The following is a 20,841-nucleotide window of genomic DNA, read 5'->3' as shown; positions in this document are numbered from 1 at the left end:
GAATCCGTAACCCCTTTGGGCGAAGTTTCCGCTGCAAGCACCGAAAGTGGCCACCGTCCGTGCGCCCTGGTCCCAGCCCGGACACGGAGCGTCAACTCCGTTGGGCCGAAAGGACGCGTGTCCCGATGATCCGAGGTGTGCGGGTGTCGGTCAGCCAGAACACCTGCTCGACCCGCAGCCACTGCCCCGAGCGCTCCTGCATCGACACCGCGGCGCGCACCGTGCCGTCCGGCTGGAGGGTGGTGGACTCGATCGTGATCGACTGGATCGCCGACCACGCGGTCGCGAAGTCGCCCTGCCCGCCGACGAGCTCGCCGGCCAGCAGCCGGGCCGCCGCCGCGGGCTTGGCCGGCAGCAGTTCGTAGAACCGGCGCACCACGTCCACCTGCGGTCGCGGGCCGGTCGCGAGCGCGTCCGGCGGGACGACGTCGGCCGAGTCGGCGGCCAGTGGCGTCACCGACGCCGGCAGCACGTCCACCGACCCGCCGAGTTCGGCCCACAGCAGGTCCGGCCGCAACGCCTCCGATCCGCTGATCTCGGCGGGCGGCGACACGTGCGGGTGCGCCGGACCCGGGTCGCGGTGCCCGGCCAGCAGGGCCGCCGCGAGCACCGTGGCGACGAACACCAGGGCGCCGGTCGACAACCCGGCGATGCGCGCGGTGCGCCTGGACGGCGGTCCGGTCGGCTCGGGGTCGCCGAGCAGGTCGGCCACGAACCTGTGCCGTTCGGTCTCCTCCCGCGACGCGATGCGCAGCGGCGCCGGTTGTTTGCGGATCAGCTCGGCCACCGAGACCGATCCGGCACGGTTGTGCCGACGGCCACTCCGGGTAGGGCGCACTGGCGACTCCCTCGTGCCTGCGTCGTCAGGCAGAACGAGTACCGTGCTCCGTCCGGGCTGAGCCAGCTCAACCGGGGAGTTCACTCCTTCGTGGCGACCAGCGGTCGGTCATGTCGCACGTCCGGGTGAAATTCGGCCGAGACGCGCTCACGTTCCGCCGGTCAACCGCTCGGCGTTGATCAACGGGTCGCCGGTGGTGGTGAAGATCAGCTCCCGGCGCTGGGTGCTCGTCGTGCCGTCCTTGCGGGTGACCTCGAGCGTCGACACGGTGATGCCCTGCACCGGGTCCACCGCGATCGACTTCACCTCGATCAGCGACACGTCGCCGAACCGGCCGGCCAGCAGCGGCTCGGCGGTCGACCGGAACACGTCGGTCGTCAGCGCGAACGCGGTGCCGCTGTTGGTCGCCAGCTGCTCGTAGAACCGCTCGGTGCGCGACGCGATGGCCGCGCCGTCCACGACCGGCGGCACGGTGTTGGGCACTGTGGTGACCTTCGGGACGGTCGTGCCCGCGCCCGGCGGCACGACCTCGCCGGGTGTTCGCTCGACGGCGGCACCACCGCGCTCGCCCGCGTCACCGCCCGCGAGGACCTGGGGCACCACGGCGGTGGAGGGCGGTGCGACGACGGTCGACGACGCGGCCGGCGCGGCCGAGGTGGCCGGTGCGAAGTTCGTCAGCAGCGGCACGTCCGTCGGGTAGTTCGGCAGCGCCACGTGCTCGCTCGGCCGGCTGGTGCCGACCAGCTGCGAGGCCACCACCGCCAGCCCGACCAGCACGCCCGCCGAGGACAGCACGGCGAACCACGCCGCGCGCCGCCACGTGCGCGGCGGCGTCACCGACGCGGGCACCAGACCGATGTTGAACCCACGTAGACCCGTCAGGTCCGGCTCGGGCTCGGGGTCGCGCCGTGCCGGCAGCGGGTCGTCAAGCTCGCCGCCCATGGACTGCCACGGCGACGGACCGTCGTCCAGTCGATGGCGCCCCGACCGTTCCCCGTCGACTCCGTTGTGCATGTCTGCGCGGACCCCTCTGCAACTCCCACCTTGAGGTCAGACTAGGTGGCGCGAGTACGGGAATCCGCCCAGGTCAGCCTTGTGACACGAGGCGACACACGTAAGAGTGAAGTTTCAGTGTCCGCTGTTCAACCGCTTGCGAGCGCCCTGCAACGCGTTGGTGGCGGCGAGGCCGCTGCCTCCCGCGATCAGGGCGCCGATGATGTCGCCCGACACGCTCTCGCCGGTGGTGATCAGCAGGCCGATGAGGGCGATCGCCGTCGTCACGCCCGCGATCGTCCAGCGGCTGCGGACGTAGGTGCCGATGGGCGCGCCCGCCGCGCCCTTCTTCCGGGCCGCCGAGCCCAGCATGGCGAGGTAGCCGTCGTGCGCGAACGTCGCGAGCACACCCACGATCGCGACGAGACCCATGATGAGACCGATGACTCCACTCATGTCCACAGTGTGCCCGTCGGATGAGCGGCTGGACCATCCGTGATCGCCCTGATATGCCCCCGGGGTGGAACTGTTCTGGCACGACGCCTGCCTCGAGCACGACACCGGCGCCGGTTTCTGGGAGCTGCCGGAGACCCCGTCCTGGTTGGACGAACCCGAGCCGCACCCGGAGAGCGCGGCCCGGCTGCGCACCTTCCGGCACGCGCTGCGGCACGGCCCGGTGGCCGGCCACCTCACCTGGCACGAGGGCCGGTTCGCCACCGGCGAGGAGTTGGCGCGCGTGCACACCGCCGACTACCTGCGCGACCTGCGCGCGGCGTGCACCGGCGGCGACCGGGTCCGGCTGGAGACCAACACCGTCGTGGGACCCGGCTCGTGGGACGCGGTGCGGGCGGCGGCGGGCACCGCGCTGGCCGCGTACGAGGCGGTCGCGTCCGGGCGGACCCGGCTCGCCTACGCCCTCGTGCGACCGCCGGGCCACCACGCCCAGCCCGGGCTGCCGGACGGGTACTGCCTGGTGAACAACGCCGCGCTGGTCGCCGAGACGGCCCGCCGCGCCGGTCGCCGGGTCGCCGTCCTGGACTGGGACGTGCACCACGGCAACGGGACGCAGGAGATCTTCGCGGGCGCCGACGTGCTGACCGTGTCGGTGCACATGCGGCACGGCGCGTGGGGCGCGAACCACCGGCAGACCGGCGCCCCCGACGAGTCCGACGCGACGAACGTCAACGTCGAGCTGTCGCTGGGCGCCGGCGACCGGTCCTACGAGCGGGCGCTGACCGAGGTGGCGCTTCCGGCCGTGGCGGAGTTCGGCGCGGACTTCCTCGTGTGCGCCTCGGGGTTCGACGGCTCGGCGTTCGACCCCAACGGCAGGCACAACCTGACCGGCGGCGGGTACCGGACGATCGGCCGGCTGGTGTCGGGGCTGGGCCTGCCCACCGTGCTCACCCAGGAGGGCGGGTACCTGCGCGGTTACGCGGCGCTGTGCCTGCACTCGCTGGTGGAGGGGTTGCTGGGGCTGGACCTGCTGGCCGACCCGCTGGCCTACCTGCCCGACCAGGAGGACGGCGCCGACCTCGACCGGGTCCGCGCCGCGCTCCGGCCGCACTGGCGGTTCGTCAGCGACCCATCGGGCCCCGGCCGAGCTTGAGCAGGATCATCGCCAGGTCGCGGCCCTCGGGGCCGAGTTCCCGGTAGCGGTTGAGCACGTCGATCTCGCGGTTGTGCACGATCCGGGTGCCGCCGGCGGCCATCCGCGCGGCGCCGATCAGCTGCGACACCTCGACCCGGCGCTTGACCAGCCGGAGGAGTTCGGCGTCCAGGTGGTCGATCTCGGACCGCAGCGCGTCGATGTCGGGTGCGGCTTCGGTGCTGTTCATGACGACCTCTCGACTCTTCGGGTGGAGTCCCTTGGCCCGGCAGCAGCGAAGCCCCGGGGTCCGAGGACTCCGGGGCTTCGTGGGTGGCTTTGCAGCGTCAGCGGTCCACGGGAGCCGGAGTCCGGATCCCGTAGAAAAACTCGAAGTGAACCGCGCGCATGCGCCCATCATGCCACAGGCGCGGAACTGTCGGGGGTACCCGGTAACGTGGACGAACGATGAGCGCCTTGTTCGACTTGCCCTCAAGTCCCCCCGCCTCCCGGTCCGCGCGGCTGCTCGACGACCTCAACCCGGCCCAGCGCAGGGCGGTCGAGCACGCCGGCTCGTCGCTGCTCGTGGTCGCCGGCGCGGGCTCGGGCAAGACGCGCGTGCTGACCCGTCGCATCGCCTACCTCCTCGCCGAACGGGACGTGCACCCCGGCGAGATCATGGCGATCACGTTCACCAACAAGGCCGCCGCCGAGATGAAGGAGCGGGTGGCCGACCTGGTCGGCGCCCGCGCCCGCTCGATGTGGGTGTCCACGTTCCACTCGATGTGCGTGCGCGTCATGCGCCGCGAGGGCAAAACCCTCGGTCTGTCGTCCAACTTCTCCATCTACGACTCGGACGACACCCGGCGGTTGATCACCCTGGTGGCCCGCGACCTCGACCTGGACCCGAAGCGGTACCCGGCCCGGACGCTCGCGATCCACATCTCCAACCTCAAGAACGAGCTGGTCGACGTCGAGACCGCGCAGGAGCGGGCGGGCAACGACCTGGAGCGCCGGGTCGCCGAGGTCTACGCCTCCTACCAACGCCGGCTGACCGAGTCGAACTCGCTCGACTTCGACGACCTGATCATGCGCACGGTCGAGCTGCTCCAGCACTTCCCGGACGTGGCCGAGTACTACCACCGCCGGTTCAAGCACGTGCTGGTGGACGAGTACCAGGACACCAACCACGCGCAGTACACGCTGGTCCGCGAGCTGGTCGGCGACGGCCGCGACGGCGTGCCGCCCGCCGAGCTGTGCGTGGTGGGCGACGCGGACCAGTCGATCTACGCGTTCCGCGGCGCGACGATCCGCAACATCGTGGAGTTCGAGCGGGACTACCCGGACGCGACGACGGTGCTGCTGGAGCAGAACTACCGGTCGACGCAGACGATCCTCACCGCGGCCAACGCGGTGATCTCGCGCAACCCCGGCCGCCGCGACAAGAGGCTGTGGAGCGACCTGGGCGACGGCGAGAAGGTCGTCGGCTACGTCGCGGACAACGAGCACGACGAGGCGTCGTTCGTGGCGGGCGAGATCGACCGGCTGGTCGACTCGGGCGAGGCGAACAACAGCGAGATCGCGGTGTTCTACCGGACGAACAACCAGTCCCGGGTGTTCGAGGAGATCTTCATCCGGCTCGGTCTGCCCTACAAGGTCGTCGGCGGGGTGCGGTTCTACGAGCGGCGCGAGGTGCGGGACGCGCTGGCGTACCTGCGCGCGCTGGCCAACCCGGACGACACGGTGTCGTTGCGGCGCATCCTCAACGTGCCCAAGCGCGGCATCGGCGACCGGGCCGAGGCGTGCGTGTCGACCTACGCCGAGCGGGAGCGGATCAGCTTCGCGAAGGCGTTGCGGGCGGCCGTGGAAGGTCGGGTGCCGCTGCTGAACCCCCGCTCGCAGAAGGCGATCGCCGGGTTCGTCGAGCTGATGGACGAGCTGGGCGAGCTGGTGGAGCGCGGCGACGACGTGGCCGACGTCCTCGAGGCGGTGCTGGAGAAGACGGCGTACCGCTCCGAGCTGGAGGCCTCCGAGGACCCGCAGGACCACACCCGCGTGGAGAACCTGAACGAACTGGTGACGGTGGCGCGCGAGTTCACCGACCTGGGCGGCGCGGCGCCGGTCGAGCCCGAGGAGGGGCAGCCGGCGGAGGGTTCGCTGGCGGCGTTCCTGGAGCGGGTGTCGCTGGTGGCGGACGCGGACTCGGTGCCGGACGCGGAGTCCGACGGCGTGGTCACGCTGATGACGCTGCACACCGCGAAGGGCCTGGAGTACCCGGTGGTCTTCTCGACCGGGTGGGAGGACGGGGTCTTCCCGCACCTGCGCGCGCTGGGCGACCCGACCGAGCTGGCCGAGGAGCGCCGGCTGGCCTACGTCGGCATCACGCGCGCGCAGCAGCGGCTGTACCTGTCGCGGGCGCTGGTGCGCTCGGCGTGGGGTCAGCCGGCGGCGAACCCGGCGTCCCGGTTCCTGGACGAGATCCCGGCCGACCTCCTGGACTGGCGGCGGGTGGAGCCGAAGCGGACCGCGCCGTCCGCGCCGACGACGTGGCGGCGTTCCGGCGACTCGCCGCGCCCCGCGCCCGCGAACCAGAACTGGAAGGACACGCCCGCGCTGAAGCTGGACGTGGGCGACCGGGTGAACCACGACAAGTACGGCCTCGGCCGGGTGGTCGCGGTGGACGGCTCCGGGCCGCGGGCGACCGCGACGATCGACTTCGGCGGCTCCGGCACGGTGCGGCTGATGCTGATCGGCGGGGTGCCGATCGTGAAGCTCTGACGTCGTCCGGCACGACGTGCGTCCGGCCCGCCCAGCGTTCGCCTGGGCGGGCCGGACGTGTTTCCGGGGTGGTGGGCGCGGGTTCGGCGCGCGGTCGCGTCACGGGGCGCTGAGCGGGTGTTCCCGGTTCGGGGGAAATTCTCGTGATCGGCGCAACCCCCGGGCCGGGTGGGCGTCTTTAGGGTTGTCGGAAGCAGGATGACCGGGGCATATGGGGTGATCCGGTCATCTCGGGCGGCCGACGTCCCGGGGGGACGGGACCGCGCGTCGGGGGCGGGGTCCTGGTCGGGGGAGGATCGACAGGGGGGTTGATCCACGGGAGGGCCGGGTCGCGATGGCGACCCGGCCCTCCCTTTTGCGCAGGTGGGGCGCGGTGCGCCCGAAAATTGTCGTACCCCTGGTGTTTGCTTCCCCGCAGAGGCGACGGGGGAGGTGCGCGGTGCGGTCAGATGGTGACGCCGTTGGCGTTGAGCCAGGGGAGCGGGTTGATCTTCTGGCCGGCCGGGTTCCAGACCTCGAAGTGGAGGTGCGGGCCGGTGGAGAAGCCGCGGTTGCCCATGCGGCCGATCTGCTCGCCCGCCTTGACCTGCTGGCCCTTCTCGACGTTGTAGCTGTCGACGTGGCCGTAGACGGTGATGGAGCCGTCCTGGTGCTGCACGCGGATCCAGAGCCCGAAACCGCTTGCCGGACCGGCGTCGATCACGACACCATCCGCGGCGGAGTAGATGGGGGTGCCGATGGCGTTGGCGATGTCGATGCCGTAGTGCATCTCGCCCCACCGGCCGCCGTAGCCGGAGCTGAAGACACCTTCGGCGGGGCGGGCGTACTTGACGCGCTTGGCCTCCGCGTCGGCGGCCTCGCGGTCCTCGGTGATCTTCTGGGACTTGGTGAGCTTCTGGGCCTCGGCCGCCGGGTCCACGGTCTTCGCGACCGGGATGATCTGCGGCGCGGCCGGTGCCGGGCCTCCGACGCCGAACGCGGCCGCGCCTTCGGCGGCGCTGTTGGCGAGGGGGGTGACCTCGTCCTGCTGCGGTGAGGAGCCGAGCGCGTGCAGGGTTTGACCTGCGCCGGCGGCGGCGAACGCGCCGACCGCGACTGCGGCCACCACGATCCGGCCTCGCAGCGCCGAGGGCGGCGGGGGTAGCCGGTGCGAGTTCACGTTCTTCGTGGACGCGCGGTCGATCGCGGTGTCGAGCACGTCAGCGCTCGGATGGCCGCCGGGGGAGCGGTGTTGGGACAAGACCTGGCCTTCCGCTTTCGGGGAGTCCGGTCGGACCGCCGGGCGGGGGATCCCGGTGAGCTGATCGGGGAATCAGCTCGTTGTCCTGCTTGTGACCAGACCGTGACAACGGACCGGGGGACAGTAACGGGGCGGAAGCCCTAAGGGCAATCCCCGGGGTTGGGGTCCACCGGGTCGGGGTCGGTCTCCGGGTTTGGACCGAGGGTGGTGACGTTCCGTCGTGAATCGGTCACCAGACCTGGCGCGTGCAGGGAAGATGTAGTCATCTTCAGGTTCATCCATTCGAGTGACGGCAGTCACAACCACGTGACCACCCCTCCTGTCAACCGGGCAGTAATCGTGACCTGAATCACGTATCTGCTGCTCTGGTCCGACCAACCCGGAGTGCGCCAAGCGGATGTTTCGCCGCGCCCCGACCATCCGGCGGCTCCCGCCCGGCATCGTCGGGGACGGGGCGGGGCGCGGGAGGGTCGGCGCGGTGGTTCCGCCGGCCCGGGCGGGGTCCGGGCGGAGTCGCCTGGTGGGAACGGCGGGCGGCGCGGGCCTCGCCGCGCGGTGAACCCGAGGTGGCCGGCGCGGCCCGGTTGAAACCTCGCCCTCGATCACGGCTGATCACCCGAGGTGGCGAACGGCCGACCTCATGAGCCCGTTCGGTCGTATGGAGGTGCCACCTTTGCTTCGTGCCGGCCGGGCGCCCTGTCGGCGCCCCGGATCCCGCGGTCGGCGTGGCGCGGTGCGGCGCTGTGTCGGGGGTCGGAGTCGATCGCGGCTGATCACCCGGAGCGCCGAACGGCCGGCCGCATGGGCACGTTCGGTCGTGTGGAGGTGCCACCTTTGCTTCGTGCCGGCCGGGCGCCCCGCCGACATCCCGGATCCGCGGTCGGCGTGGCGCGGTGTCGAGGGTCGGAGTCGGTCGCGGCTGGCTACCCGGCGCGTCGAACGGCCGGCCGGTTCGGTCGTAATAGAGGTAGGCCCTGAACTCCCCCGGGCCTCGTGGTCGGCGCGGTGTCGGAGGTCGGGCGGCGATCGTGGCTGATCACCCGGCGCGGCGGGCGGTCGCCCACGTGGTGCCGGGTCGCGGTGTCCCGGGCCTCGCCGTCGGTGGAGCGCGGGTTGGCGGGGGTCGGGTGGGGTGGGGTTGCTAGTTTCGGTGGCGATGAGCCGGGTCGAGGAGTTGCGGTCGCCTTCCCCTGTGGTCGTGCGGGTCGCGTTCGTGGTCGCTGTTGTCGGCGCGCTGCTCGTCGGCGGTGGGGTGCTCGTCGGGGTGGTGGACGTGCCGCCCTCCTTCTCCTTCTCCTGGGTCGTGGTGCTGCTCGCCGCGCTGCTGCCGGTCGGGGTGGCGTTCTCCTTCCTCCGGCGGGGCGACGTGGGCGCGGTGGGCGGCGCGCTCGTCGTGGCCGCGGTGTTCTCGGTCGGGACGCTGGTCGCCGACCTCCAGGTGCTCGTCGACGCCGGGCTGGCGTCGCGGCCCGAGTTGTTCCGGGCCACCACGCTCGTGACGCCGGCCGTCGGTGCCGGGCTGTGGGTGCTGCTCGCCGGGCACCTGCTCACGATCGTCGCCGGCGTGCTGGCGGTGCCGGCGCTGCGCGACGACGAGCCCGCCGACCGCCGCGGGTTCGGCGTCGTCGCCACCGCCGGCGTCGTCGCGGGCATCGGGCTGTTCATGGCCCCCTTCTCCTCCACCGTCTCCCTGCTGCCCGCGCACTCCGTGCCGGACGAGCCCGCCGCCGCGCTCGTCGGCGGACTGCTGCTGGTGCTCGCCGCGCCGCTGGTCGCCGTGCTGGCCGCCAGTTCGGCCGCGCCGACCGGTGCGCTCCGCGCGGCCGCGGCGGTGCTGGTCGGTATCGCGCTGGTGCGGATCACGACCGCGCTCGCGACCGACGGGCTGTCGCTCTCGGCCGGTCCTTTCGTCGTCCTGGTCGGCGGGCTCGCGTTCGCCTGGCCGCGCCGGGAGGCCCGGGCCGAGCGGGCCGACCCCGTGCTGCCCGGACGACGGCGGCTGCACGTGGCCGCCGCGGTGCTCGGGCTGGTGGCCGCGGCCTTCGCCGTCGTGGGCGCGCTGACCGACCAACTGGTGCTGCCCGCCGGACTGCCCGCGCCGACCGACTACGCGTCCCGCTCGCTGTGGCCCGCCGCCGTGCTGACCGGCGTCCTGGCCCTCGCGCTGCTCGCCAGGGCGGGCGCGCGGCCGGCGTTCGTCGTCGCGACCGCCACCGTCCCGCTCGCCGCGGCGCAGGCCCTCGACGCCGTCTTCAACGCCACCCGGGTCAACGCCGTCCAGCCCGGTGCCGGCGCGGTGTTCACCGCCCTCGCGGTGGTCGCCGCCGCGGCCGCCGCCACGACCGCCGCCGTCGCGGGCGCGGTGGAACGCGACGAGGCCGAGGCGCCGCCGGGCGGACCGGTCCCGTTGCCGCTCCTCGCGCTGTCCCTGATCGGCGGGCTGCTCGCGATCGGCGCGTTCGCGCTGCCGGTCCTGCGCGCGCCGGACGTCACGCCGATCACCGCGTTCGGGTTCCGGCTCGGCTCGTGGGGTCAGCTGCTGGCGCTCGCGGCCGTCCTCGTCGCGGCCGGCGTGGCGCTGCGGGCCCGTCCGGCGCGGGGCGCGGCGCTGTTGCTGGGTGGCGCGGCGGTCCTCGTCACCCGGGCGCTGGAGTACCCGCTGACCCAGGCGCGGGCCGCCGAGTCGGTTCCCGGACCGGGGCTCTGGTTGGCGCTCGGCGCGGTCGTCGCGCTGCTCGTCGCGGCGGCCGTGCGGACCACGCGCTGAGGTCGCCGCGGCCGTCGTGATCGACCTCACCACAGTTATGACAGACCTCACGGGTACGGCGTGCGCCGAGGTACTGGCAGGTCGATAGTGTCTTCCCAGCCGCGTCGAGCCGGTCCGACCACGGCCGGATAGCCGGCGTTCCAGGTGATGCCTGGTACGTGAGGCACCAGGCCAACGCCTGGAGCGCCGGACCACCAAGAGGACCGCACGACTGACGCGGTGTCCGACACCGACGTCGCAGGAGACCCGAGTGGACCTGTACGAGTACCAGGCGAAGGACCTCTTCGCCGCCCACGACGTCCCGGTACTTCCGGGTGACGTGGCCAGCACCCCCGCCGAGGCCAGGGCGATCGCCGAGGGCATCGGTTCGACCGTCGTCGTCAAGGCGCAGGTGAAGACCGGCGGCCGGGGCAAGGCGGGTGGCGTCAAGCTCGCCGAGACCCCCGACGAGACCGAGGCGAAGGCCGAGGCGATCCTCGGTCTGGACATCAAGGGCCACATCGTCCACCGCGTCCTGGTGACCCCGGCGTCCGACATCGCCGAGGAGTACTACTTCTCCTTCCTGCTCGACCGGGCCAACCGCACCTTCCTCGCGATGGCGTCCGTCGAGGGCGGCATGGACATCGAAGAGGTGGCCGCCACCAAGCCCGAGGCCCTGGCCAAGGTGCCGGTGGACGCGATCAAGGGCGTCGACCGCGCGAAGGCCGACGAGATCGTGGCCCTGGCGAAGTTCCCGGCCGAGGTGGCCGACCAGGTCGCCGACGTGATCGTGAAGCTCTGGGAGACCTTCGTCTCCGAGGACGCGACGCTGGTCGAGGTCAACCCGCTGGTGCGCGACCCGCAGGGCAAGATCGTCGCCCTCGACGGCAAGGTGACGCTGGACGAGAACGCCTCGTTCCGCCACCCCGCGCACGAGGCGCTGGTCGACAAGCAGGCCGAGGACCCCTTGGAGGCGAAGGCCAAGGAGAAGGGCCTCAACTACGTCAAGCTCGAGGGCCAGGTCGGCATCATCGGCAACGGCGCCGGCCTCGTGATGTCCACCCTGGACGTCGTCGCCTACGCGGGCGAGAAGCACGGCGGCGTCAAGCCGGCCAACTTCCTCGACATCGGCGGCGGCGCGTCCGCCGAGGTCATGGCCAACGGCCTGGACATCATCCTGAACGACCAGGACGTCCGCTCGGTGTTCGTGAACGTCTTCGGCGGCATCACCGCGTGCGACGCGGTGGCCAACGGCATCGTCGCCGCGCTGGCGACCCTGGGCGACGAGGCGAACAAGCCGCTCGTCGTCCGCCTCGACGGCAACAACGTCGAAGAGGGCCGGCGCATCCTGGCCGAGGCGAACCACCCGCTCGTGACCGTGGTGGACACTATGGACAACGCGGCCGACAAGGCCGCCGAGCTCGCGGCTGCGGGGGTCTGACGATGGCTATCTTCATCACCAAGGACAGCAAGGTCATCGTCCAGGGCATCACCGGTGCCGAGGGCACCAAGCACACCAAGCGGATGCTGGCGTCCGGCACGAACATCGTCGGCGGTGTGAACCCGCGCAAGGCCGGCCAGAAGGTCGACTTCGACGGTCACGTGCTGCCCGTGTTCGGCACCGTCGCCGAGGCCATCGAGGCCACCGGCGCGGACGTCACCGTGATCTTCGTGCCGCCGGCGTTCGCCAAGGCCGCCGTGATCGAGGCGATCGACTCCGGCATCGGCCTGGCCGTCGTGATCACCGAGGGCATCCCGGTGCACGACACCGCCGCGTTCTGGGCGCACGCCGTCGCGACCGGCAACAAGACCCGGATCATCGGCCCGAACTGCCCCGGTCTGATCAGCCCCGGGCAGTCGAACGCGGGCATCATCCCGGCCAACATCTCCGGCCCGGGCAAGATCGGTCTGGTGTCGAAGTCCGGCACGCTGACCTACCAGATGATGTACGAGCTGCGCGACTTCGGGTTCTCCACCGCCATCGGCATCGGCGGCGACCCGATCATCGGCACCACGCACATCGACGCCCTCGAGGCGTTCGAGGCCGACCCCGAGACCGCCGCGATCGTGATGATCGGCGAGATCGGCGGCGACGCCGAGGAGCGGGCCGCGGCCTACATCAAGGAGCACGTGACCAAGCCGGTCGTCGGCTACGTCGCGGGCTTCACCGCCCCCGAGGGCAAGACGATGGGCCACGCCGGCGCGATCGTGTCCGGCTCGGCCGGCACCGCGCAGGCCAAGAAGGAGGCCCTGGAGGCCGCGGGCGTGAAGGTCGGCAAGACGCCGAGCGAAACCGCCGCGCTCGCCCGGGAGATCATCCAGAAGCTGGTCTGATCGCCCGTACGAGGTACTTCGGAAAGGCCACCTTCCACGGGAGGTGGCCTTTCCGCCTCTCGACGGGGTTCGATTCGCGCGTCCGGGGGAACCATCGGAGTCCGGTCGTCGTCGGAGAGTGCGCATCGGCTAGCGTTCTGTTGTCGCTTGCGAGTCCGTTCCGGTATGAGGAGGAGACCTCACCATGTCCGTGCCGTACGGCGCCCCTCAGCAGCAGCCGGGTCCGGCGCAGCCGGCGGTGGGCGTGAACCTGAACACGATCATCCCGCTCGGCGCCGCCGGGCTCGGTGTGATCGCCTACCTGCTCGCGTTCGCGGACGACGTGCCGTCGTTCGGCACCGTCGAGTACCTGCTGGCCGCCGCCGCGCTGGCCGGGTTGTCGGTGCTGCCCAAGGCCCTGAAGCTGCTGCCCGCCGCGGCCGTGCTGGCCGCGGTGCCCACGCTCCTGTTCCTCCAGAGCATCATCAAGGGCGAGGGCGACGTGAAGGGCATGCAGATCGTGCTCCTGATCATCGCGCTGCTGGAGAGCGCGGCGATCGTGGTCGCGCTGCTGCTCGACGCGGGCATCGTGAAGTTCGAGCCCAAGCCCGCGAACCCCTACCAGCAGCCCGGCGGCTGGAACCCGCAGTCCGGCGCGTTCCCGCAGCCCGGTCAGCAGCCGCAGCAGTACGGCCCGCCGTCCGGCCAGTTCGGCCAGCCCGTGCAGCCGGTCCAGCCGCAGCAGCCGACCCAGCAGCCCGGCCCGACGTCCTACCTGTCGCAGCCGGGCCAGTTCCAGCAGCAGCAACCGCCCCAGCAGGCGCCGGGCACTCCGCCCGGCGGATTCGGTCAGCAGGGCTGAGCAACTTCCGCTCGGGAGAGGGGTGGCGCCGTCGGGTGCCACCCCTCTCTGCGTGCCCGGCGTGCCTCACCCGAACGGCCCACCCCGCCTGACACAGTGGAAAGATGCCGGTGCTGCAAACGACTTCGCACGGCGCCGCGACCGACTCCGTGCGCCCGCCCGAGTTCTCCCGCGCGGAACGCGTGCGGGTGCTCACCCTGACCGCGGCGGGCTCGGTGGTCGTCGGCTACGCCGCCGTCGCCGCGCTGCTCGCGCTGGTGTCCTCGACGGCCGCGCACGCCTCGTTCTCCACGACCGGGGTGCTGGCCGCGTCCGCGCCGGGCTGGCTGGTGGCCCACCACGTGCCGCTGCGGTTCGACGGCGGGCAGCTGGCCGTGCTGCCGCTGCTGCCGACCGCGCTGGTGATGCTGCTGGTGTCCCGCGCCGCGGCGAGCGCGGCGGACCGGTTGGGCCTGTTCGAGCCGTTGCAGGCGCGGGCCGTGGTGTTCAGCATCGCGGGCGCGCACGCCGGTGTCGGCGGGTTGATCGCGTTCCTGATGGGCGACGAGGGCGACGGCGTCCGGGCCACGCCCGCGGTCGCGTTCTTCGGCTGCGCGGCCGTCTCCGGTGTCGCGGCGGTCGCGGGTGTCGCGCAGCGGTGCGGTCTGGTGGACCTGCTGTTCGAGCGGGTCGACCCGGTGGCGCAGCGCGGGCTGAAGGCGGGCGCGCTCGCGTTGGCGGCGCTCACCGCGGCCGGCGCGCTGCTGCTCGCGCTCGGCCTGCTGTTTTCCTGGTCGACCACGTCCGGGTTGTTCGACGCCGCGGGCGGCACGGTCGGCAGCGGTCTCGGGTTGTGGCTGCTGTGCCTGGGCTACCTGCCGAACGCGGTGGTCGGCGGGTTGTCCTACGTCGTGGGCTCGGGGTTCTCGATCGGCTCGGTGGCGGTGAGCCCGCTGGCGTTCACCGGCGGTCCGGTGCCCGCGGTGCCGCTGCTGGCCGCGCTGCCCGAGGAGAAGCTGGCCTGGGCGCCGCTGGTGCTCGTGCTGCCGGGTGTGATCGGGGTGGCGGTGGGGTTGTCGCTGCGCGACGCCGCGCCCCGGCCGTCGTCCCGGGTGCGCGCGGTGCTGGTGGCGGCCGTGGCGGCGGCGGTGGTCGTGCTGGTGCTCGCGGCGGTCGCGGGCGGGAGCCTCGGCGGTGGCGCGTTCAACCCGGTCACCATCCCGGCCGGGCTGCTCGCGCTGCTCACGTTCGGGTGGATCCTGGTGCCCGGCTCGATCGTGGCGTGGTTCTCGGGCGGTCGGGCGCCGGTCGTGGCGGAGCCGGAAGCCGGGCCGGAGGTCGTGGACGAGGACGCCGACGCGGAGCCGGAGCAGGACCCGGACGACGGGTCGGACGAGGAGTCCGAAGAGGACCTCGACTACGAGGACGAGTACTACGAGGAAGACGACGAGTACGAGGAGGACGGGGACGACGAGGACGACCTCGAGGACGAGGACGGCGACGTCGATCCCGAGGACGATCCCGACGAGGAACCCGACGAGGAGGGGTCGGCCGGCGAGGACGAGGAGCCCGCGGCCGGCGAGGAGGACCTGCCCGGCAAGGCCCGGTAGTCAACGCCTAGGCTGCTGCTGAGCTGCTGTGACAGTAACGGGCAAGGAGAGCACGCTGAGCGCCTCGACCACACTCCGGCTTCCGAACCCCGCGCGGGTCGTCGTTCTGGTTTCCGGTTCCGGCACCCTCCTCCAGGCGTTGTTGGACGCCGCCGCCGACCCCGGCTACCCCGCCGAGGTGGTCGCGGTCGGAGCGGACCGGGAGGGCATCGAGGGTTTGGCCCGCGCGGACCGCGCGGGTGTGCCCGGTTTCGCCGTGAAGCTGCGCGACCACGCCGACCGCGCCGCGTGGGACACCGCGCTGACCGACGCCGTCGACGCGCACCGGCCCGACCTGGTGGTGTCCGCCGGGTTCATGAAGATCACCGGACCCGTCTTCCTGGCCCGCTTCGGCGGCCGGATGCTCAACACCCACCCCGCGCTGCTGCCCGCGTTCCCGGGCGCGCACCCGGTCCGCGACACCGTCGACTACGGCGCGAAGGTCAGCGGCGCCACCGTGCACCTGGTGGACGGCGGCGTGGACAGCGGGCCGATCCTGGCCCAGGAGGCGGTCGTCGTCGGCGATGACGACGACGTCGACAGCCTGCACGAGCGCATCAAGGTGGTGGAGCGGCGGCTGCTCGTCGACGTGGTCGCCCGACTGGCCCGCGAGGGCTGCACCGTGAACGGACGAAAGGTGAGCATTCCGTGACCACTCCTGCCGAGAGGCGACCGGTTCGTCGTGCCCTGATCGGGGTGTCCGACAAGGCCGGCCTGCTGGAACTCGCTGCGGGTCTGCACGCGGCCGGTGTCGAGATCGTCTCCACCGGCGGCACCGCGAAGGCGCTGGCCGACGCCGGTGTGCCGGTGGTGCCCGTCGAGCGGGTGACCGGGTTCCCCGAGGCGCTGGACGGGCGGGTCAAGACGCTGCACCCCGGCGTGCACGCCGGGCTGCTCGCGGACACCCGCAAGCCCGAGCACGTGGCCAAGCTGGACGAGTTGGGCATCGCGCCGTTCGACCTGCTGGTGGTGAACCTGTACCCGTTCACGCAGACGGTGGCCTCCGGCGCGTCGGCGGACGAGTGCGTGGAGCAGATCGACATCGGCGGGCCCGCGATGGTGCGCGCGTCGGCGAAGAACCACGCGTCGGTGGCGGTCGTGGTGGACCCGGCGCGCTACGGCTGGGTGCTGGACGAGGTCGTGGCCGGCGGTTTCACGCTGGCGGACCGGCAGAAGCTCGCCGTGGACGCGTTCCGGCACACCGCCTCCTACGACGTCGCGGTGGCCTCGTGGCTGGGCAACGTGGTCGCGCCCGACGACGAGGGCTCGGGCTTCCCGGGGTGGGTCGCCGGCACGTGGGACCGCAAGCAGGTGCTGCGCTACGGCGAGAACCCGCACCAGCGCGCCGCGCTGTACACCGCCGGTGACGGCAGGCAGGGCCTCGCGACGGCGGAGCAGTTGCACGGCAAGGAGATGTCGTACAACAACTACGTCGACTCCGACGCCGCGTGGCGCGCCGCGTGGGACCACGAGCTGCCGTGCGTGGCGATCATCAAGCACGCCAACCCGTGCGGCATCGCGGTGTCCACTGTGGATGGTCCGGGCGCGATCGCCGAGGCGCACCGCAAGGCGCACGCGTGCGACCCGGTGAGCGCGTTCGGCGGCGTGATCGCGGCCAACCGCGAGGTGACCGTGGAGCTGGCCGAGCAGATCGCGGAGATCTTCACCGAGGTGATCGTCGCGCCCTCGTACGCCGACGGCGCGGTGGACGTGTTGGCGCGCAAGAAGAACGTGCGCATCCTGGTGGCGGAGCCGCCGGCCCGCGGCGGCACCGAGTTCCGGCCGGTGTCCGGCGGGCTGCTCGTGCAGACCCTGGACGCGGTCGAGGCCGACGGCGACGACCCGGCGAACTGGACGCTGGCGTGCGGCACGCCGCTGTCCGAGGACGACCTGGCGGACGCGGCGTTCGTGTGGCGCGCGGTGCGCGCGGTGAAGTCGAACGCGATCCTGCTGGCCTCCGGCGGCGCCACGGTCGGCGCGGGCATGGGCCAGGTCAACCGGATCGACGCGGCGCGGCTCGCGGTGACCCGCGCGGGCGACCGGGCCAAGGGCTCGATCGCGGCGTCCGACGCGTACTTCCCGTTCCCGGACGGGCTGGAGGTGCTGGTGCACGCGGGTGTGCGGGCGATCGTGCAGCCCGGTGGCTCGGTGCGGGACGCGGAGGTCATCGCGGTGGCCGAGGCGGCCGGCGCGACCGTGTACCTGACCGGTACGCGGCACTTCGCGCACTGACGCGGTGAGGGCCTCCCCGTCCCGGACGGGGAGGCCCTCCGCTCACTTCGCGACGAGGTCCTCCGCGACCTCGCGCACCACGGCCTCGGCGTCCTCGACCGGGAACGCCGAGCTGCCGAAGAAACCCTTGTCCTCGCCCGAGTACGCGACCCGGTAGATCACGAGTCCCTTGCGCACCACCAGGTCCACCTCGGTGGCGTAGGTCTTCGTTCCGGGCGCCACGTAGGTCGCCTGGTCGCCGAGACCGTCCAGCGGCTTGGCCTGGTCGCCGCCGTACGGCGCGGACGCGAGGTTCGCGTAGTCGTCCTCGGCGAGCTTGCGACTGCGCGCCTCGTCCTTGGTCTGCGCGCTGTGGTCGTAGACCTGGATCTGGAGGACGCGCTTGTCCTTGCCGTCCTCGTCGCCCTGCTCCCAGAAGCAGTTGCTGATCTTCAGCCCGCTGTCCGTCGGCTTGCCCGCGAGCCGGAACTTGCCGACCTTGGCCGACTTCCGGGTTTCCGCGCCGATGTCGCACTGCGGCAGCGGTTGTTCGCCCGCGCCGCTGGTGCCGGCCGGCGCGGTGTAGTCCAGGTACAGCACGGCCGCGACGCCGCCGACGACCAGCACCACGACGGTGATCAGGATGCCGACGACCAGCCCGGTGCGCTTCTTCCTGGGCGGCGGCGGGCCGTAGGGCGGCTGCTGTTGCGGGTAGCCCTGCCGGGGCCAGTTCTGCGGTGCGTTCACGGTTCCCCCCGTAACTCGGTCCGGGGCGCAGTGTGCCAGTCACCCGATCCAGGGCATTGACAGCGGGTCGGTGCGGCGCGCTACGATCATCGTGTTGTTCGAACAGGTGTTCGATGCAGGTCGCCGGAACTTCCCACGGCGGTCCGCGCACAGGGGTGCGCGCGGATTCGTTTCGGGGAGGAGGGCTGGTGTCCAGGTCGACAACGGCGTCGTCGGTCGCGCTCGGGGTAGACGCGACGGGCGAGTCGACCGCGGCTCCGGTCCGGGTGCTGCCGGTTCGCGGGGAACTGGCGGCCGTCCTCCCGTGGGGCGGCCTGCGGCGGGGCAGCACGGTGTCGGTGCGCGGTTCGACATCGTTGCTGCTCGCGCTGCTGTCCGAGGCGACGGCGGAAGGGAGCTGGGCGGCCATCGTCGGCCTGCCGGGGTGCGGTGCGCTCGCGGCGGCCGAGACGGGGGTGGCCGTCCGGCGTCTCGCCCTGGTACCGAGTCCCGGTCGGGACCGGACCGAGGTCGACCGGGTGGTGGCGGCCCTGCTGGACGGGTTCGACGTGGTGGTCGTGGCGACACCGGTCACCGCCTCCTCGGCCCGCCGCTTGACCAATCGCGCACGTCAGCGCAGGTCGGTGCTGGTGCCGTTCGACGTGGAGTGGCCGGGCGTCGACCTGGAGCTCACCGCCGAACCGGGCCCGTGGAGCGGCCTCGGTGAGGGCTTCGGCGTGCTCCGGGCGCGCGAGCTGACGGTGGTGGTCGCGGGTCGTGGCGCGGCGACCAGGCCGAAGCGCACCACGTTCCCGCTGCCCGCCGCCGAGCCGCTCTTCCGCCCGGCGACTCCCGATGCCGAGCCGAGCCCTCTTCGCCCGCTCGCCGAACCGGGGATCACCGCGGCGGAACCGCTCGTCCGGCCTGAACCGCTCGTCCTGCCCGAGGTGCCCGGCCGGCCTGAACCGCTCGTCCGACCTGAGGTGCCGGGCCGGCCTGAACCGCTTGGCTGGTCCGAGGTGCTCGTCCGGCCCGAATCGCTCGTCCTGCCCGAGGTGCCGGGCACCGAGGCGCGGTCCGCCCTCCGGTCCGCGGGAACCGGTGCCGCCGCGGAGGTCGGCTTGCCCGCGGACGCCGCCCCCGTCGTGCCGATCCGGCGGTTAGCCCTGGTCCTCGACGTGTCCGAGCTGTTCCCACCCCTCGAACTCGCGGAAGCCGGGTGATCTCCGTGCACACGCTCGTGCTCTGGTGTCCGGACTGGCCGGTGGTCGCGGCGTGCGCCGAGGCCGCCCTGCCCGCGCACGTGCCCGCCGCGGTGGTCCGGGCGGGTGCGGTGGTGGCCTGTTCCGCGATCGCGCGCGCCGAGGGCGTGCGGCGCGGTGAGCGGAAGCGGTCGGCGCAGGGGCGGTGTCCGGAACTCGTGCTGTTCGAGCACGACGACGCGCGGGACGCCCGGGTGTTCGAACCCGTCGCGGCGGCGGTCGAGGCGGTCGCGCCCGGGATCGAGGTGGTGCGGCCGGGGTTGGTGGCGCTCGACGCGCGCGGGCCCGTCGGCTACTACGGTTCGCCCGAACGGGTGGCGGAACTGCTGCTGGACCACGTCGCCGGTGCCGGGGTGGAGGCGCAGGTCGGGTTCGCCGACGGGTTGTTCGCCGCGACCAGGGCCGCCCAGCGCGGTTTGATCGTGCCGCCGGGTCGGTCCGCCGAGTTCCTCGCCGAGCTGGGCATCCACGAGCTCGACCAGCCCGCCGAGCACCGCCAGGGTCGGGCCGAACTCGTGGACCTGTTGCGGCGCTTGGGGTTGCGCACGCTCGGCGCGTTCGCGGCGGTGCCCGAGCGCGATGTCGCGACCCGGTTCGGCTCGGCCGCCGTGCTCGCGCACCGGCTCGCCTCCGGCCTGGACGAACGGCCGCGGGACCGCCGCAGACCGCCCGCCGACCTGACCGTGCGCGACGTCTTCGACCCGCCCGTCGACCGGGTGGACGCGGCCGCGTTCGCGGCGAAGGCGTTGGCCGAGCAGCTGCACGCGGTGCTCGCGGACCGGGGGTTGGCCTGCACCAGGCTCGCCGTCGAGGCCGTCACCGACGGCGGCGAGGAGCTGCGCCGGGTGTGGCGCGCGGCGGAACCCCTGACGCCGCAAGGGATCGCGGACCGGGTGCGGTGGCAGCTCGACGGCTGGCTGACCCGCGCCCGACCCACCGGACCGCTCGTCGCGCTGCGGCTGGACCCGGAGGAGGTGGTCGACGCGACCCTGCTCCAGGGTTCGCTGTGGGGCGAGGACCAGGACGCCGCCGCCGGCCGGGCGGCCCGCGCCATGGTGCACGTGCAGGGTTTGCTGGGCCCGGAGGCCGTGCTCACGCCCGTGCTCGGCGGCGGCAAGGGCCCGGCGGAACGCGTCACGCTGGTGCCCTGGGGCGACGAGCGGACCCCCGGGCTGGACCCCGACCGGCCGTGGCCCGGCCGGCTGCCCGCGCCCAGCCCGGCCACCGTGTTCGCCCGACCGGAACCCGCCGTGCTGGTGGACGACCGGGGCGCGGACGTCGTGGTCACCGGCGCCGCCGAACTCGTGGTGCGACCGCACCGGATCGTGCACGCGGGCCGCACCCGCCGGGTGCTCGCGTGGTCCGGGCCGTGGCCGGTGGACGAGCGGTGGTGGGACGAGCCGAACTCGGTGCGCGCCGCCCGGCTCCAGGTGCTCGGCGCCGACGCGCACGGTCGTGAACTGGCGTTCCTGCTGATCCGCGCCCGCGGCAAGTGGGCCGTGGAAGGGGTGTACGACTAGATGTCCGACGACTACCAGGGTTGGCTGACCGACTTCGAGCTGCCCGAGCCGACCGGCGAACCCGCCTACCCCGACCACTTCGGCTGGGTGCCGCCGCTGGTGCCGCTGCCGCGCCGGTCGCCGGAGGAGTGGTTCTAGC

At 72.8% G+C, this 20,841-nt stretch carries 18 protein-coding genes; 12 read left to right on the top strand and 6 right to left on the bottom strand.

Going from position 1 to position 20,841, the window contains the following annotated elements; translation table 11 throughout:
• Positions 1 to 91: 91 nt before the first annotated feature.
• The 3 genes from AB0G50_RS05565 to AB0G50_RS05555 form a co-directional block, all read right to left on the bottom strand.
• Positions 92 to 787 (bottom strand): hypothetical protein, encoded by a 696-nt coding sequence (locus AB0G50_RS05565; RefSeq protein WP_360102603.1) that lies wholly within the window; start codon positions 785 to 787, stop codon positions 92 to 94.
• 198 nt (positions 788 to 985) lie between these two features.
• Positions 986 to 1,780, bottom strand: coding sequence for a hypothetical protein (locus AB0G50_RS05560; protein WP_360102601.1), 795 nt, complete (start codon positions 1,778 to 1,780; stop codon positions 986 to 988).
• Between the two features lie 186 nt (positions 1,781 to 1,966).
• Entirely contained in the window at positions 1,967 to 2,287 is a 321-nt protein-coding gene (locus tag AB0G50_RS05555; protein ID WP_360102599.1) for a hypothetical protein, read from the bottom strand.
• A gap of 64 nt (positions 2,288 to 2,351) precedes the next feature.
• On the opposite strand from AB0G50_RS05555, the gene AB0G50_RS05550 reads away from it, so the two are divergent.
• Positions 2,352 to 3,437: a histone deacetylase gene (locus AB0G50_RS05550; RefSeq protein ID WP_360102598.1), complete on the top strand. Its 1,086-nt coding sequence runs from the start codon at positions 2,352 to 2,354 to the stop codon at positions 3,435 to 3,437.
• On the opposite strand, the gene AB0G50_RS05545 is transcribed toward AB0G50_RS05550, so the two are convergent.
• Positions 3,406 to 3,666 (bottom strand): chorismate mutase, encoded by a 261-nt coding sequence (locus AB0G50_RS05545; protein ID WP_360102596.1) that lies wholly within the window; start codon positions 3,664 to 3,666, stop codon positions 3,406 to 3,408. The two genes, AB0G50_RS05550 and AB0G50_RS05545, sit on opposite strands and share 32 nt — an antisense overlap.
• A gap of 218 nt (positions 3,667 to 3,884) precedes the next feature.
• On the opposite strand from AB0G50_RS05545, the gene pcrA reads away from it, so the two are divergent.
• Complete coding sequence (pcrA, locus tag AB0G50_RS05540) at positions 3,885 to 6,194, top strand: DNA helicase PcrA (RefSeq protein ID WP_360102594.1); 2,310 nt, start codon at positions 3,885 to 3,887, stop codon at positions 6,192 to 6,194.
• 445 nt (positions 6,195 to 6,639) lie between these two features.
• Here the strand turns inward: pcrA and AB0G50_RS05535 are convergent, their stop codons facing one another.
• A complete protein-coding gene (locus AB0G50_RS05535; protein WP_360102592.1) occupies positions 6,640 to 7,392 on the bottom strand; it encodes a M23 family metallopeptidase in 753 nt (250 codons plus the stop codon).
• Positions 7,393 to 8,590: 1,198 nt separating this feature from the next.
• Here AB0G50_RS05535 and AB0G50_RS05530 point away from each other — a divergent pair.
• The 7 genes from AB0G50_RS05530 (at position 8,591) to purH (ending at position 17,215) form a co-directional block, all read left to right on the top strand.
• The gene (locus tag AB0G50_RS05530; protein WP_360102590.1) at positions 8,591 to 10,201 is read left to right on the top strand and encodes a hypothetical protein; all 1,611 of its coding nucleotides are present in this window, start codon (positions 8,591 to 8,593) and stop codon (positions 10,199 to 10,201) included.
• 250 nt (positions 10,202 to 10,451) lie between these two features.
• Positions 10,452 to 11,621 (top strand): ADP-forming succinate--CoA ligase subunit beta, encoded by a 1,170-nt coding sequence (gene sucC, locus AB0G50_RS05525; protein WP_360102588.1) that lies wholly within the window; start codon positions 10,452 to 10,454, stop codon positions 11,619 to 11,621.
• Between the two features lie 2 nt (positions 11,622 to 11,623).
• Positions 11,624 to 12,514 carry a succinate--CoA ligase subunit alpha gene (gene sucD, locus AB0G50_RS05520; protein WP_360102586.1) on the top strand — a complete coding sequence of 297 codons (891 nt, stop codon included), beginning with the start codon at positions 11,624 to 11,626 and terminating at the stop codon, positions 12,512 to 12,514.
• Between the two features lie 184 nt (positions 12,515 to 12,698).
• Positions 12,699 to 13,355 carry a DUF5336 domain-containing protein gene (locus AB0G50_RS05515; RefSeq protein ID WP_360102584.1) on the top strand — a complete coding sequence of 219 codons (657 nt, stop codon included), beginning with the start codon at positions 12,699 to 12,701 and terminating at the stop codon, positions 13,353 to 13,355.
• 104 nt (positions 13,356 to 13,459) lie between these two features.
• Positions 13,460 to 14,944, top strand: a complete 1,485-nt coding sequence (locus tag AB0G50_RS05510) for a DUF6350 family protein (RefSeq protein WP_360102582.1) — start codon at positions 13,460 to 13,462, stop codon at positions 14,942 to 14,944.
• Positions 14,945 to 14,972: 28 nt separating this feature from the next.
• A complete protein-coding gene (purN, locus tag AB0G50_RS05505) occupies positions 14,973 to 15,635 on the top strand; it encodes a phosphoribosylglycinamide formyltransferase (protein WP_360102580.1) in 663 nt (220 codons plus the stop codon).
• Positions 15,632 to 17,215, top strand: coding sequence for a bifunctional phosphoribosylaminoimidazolecarboxamide formyltransferase/IMP cyclohydrolase (purH, locus tag AB0G50_RS05500; protein ID WP_360102578.1), 1,584 nt, complete (start codon positions 15,632 to 15,634; stop codon positions 17,213 to 17,215). Before purN ends, purH begins: the two co-directional genes overlap by 4 nt.
• A 42-nt stretch (positions 17,216 to 17,257) precedes the next feature.
• On the opposite strand, the gene AB0G50_RS05495 is transcribed toward purH, so the two are convergent.
• Positions 17,258 to 17,941, bottom strand: a complete 684-nt coding sequence (locus tag AB0G50_RS05495) for a hypothetical protein (RefSeq protein ID WP_360102576.1) — start codon at positions 17,939 to 17,941, stop codon at positions 17,258 to 17,260.
• Positions 17,942 to 18,129: 188 nt separating this feature from the next.
• Here AB0G50_RS05495 and AB0G50_RS05490 point away from each other — a divergent pair, with 188 nt between their 5' ends.
• The 3 genes from AB0G50_RS05490 to AB0G50_RS05480 are packed head-to-tail and all read left to right on the top strand — an operon-like array spanning position 18,130 to position 20,840.
• Positions 18,130 to 19,143, top strand: a complete 1,014-nt coding sequence (locus tag AB0G50_RS05490; protein ID WP_360102574.1) for a hypothetical protein — start codon at positions 18,130 to 18,132, stop codon at positions 19,141 to 19,143.
• Positions 19,140 to 20,702, top strand: coding sequence for a DNA polymerase Y family protein (locus AB0G50_RS05485; protein ID WP_360102572.1), 1,563 nt, complete (start codon positions 19,140 to 19,142; stop codon positions 20,700 to 20,702). Before AB0G50_RS05490 ends, AB0G50_RS05485 begins: the two co-directional genes overlap by 4 nt.
• Entirely contained in the window at positions 20,703 to 20,840 is a 138-nt protein-coding gene (locus tag AB0G50_RS05480) for a hypothetical protein (RefSeq protein ID WP_360102570.1), read from the top strand.
• Position 20,841: the final 1 nt, after the last annotated feature.

This window comes from Actinosynnema sp. NPDC020468 (genome assembly GCF_040642015.1).
Taxonomy (GTDB): Bacteria; Actinomycetota; Actinomycetes; order Mycobacteriales; family Pseudonocardiaceae; genus Actinosynnema.
Note: the sequence above shows the minus strand (reverse complement) of the source record. Positions and strands in the feature narration are given on the sequence as shown.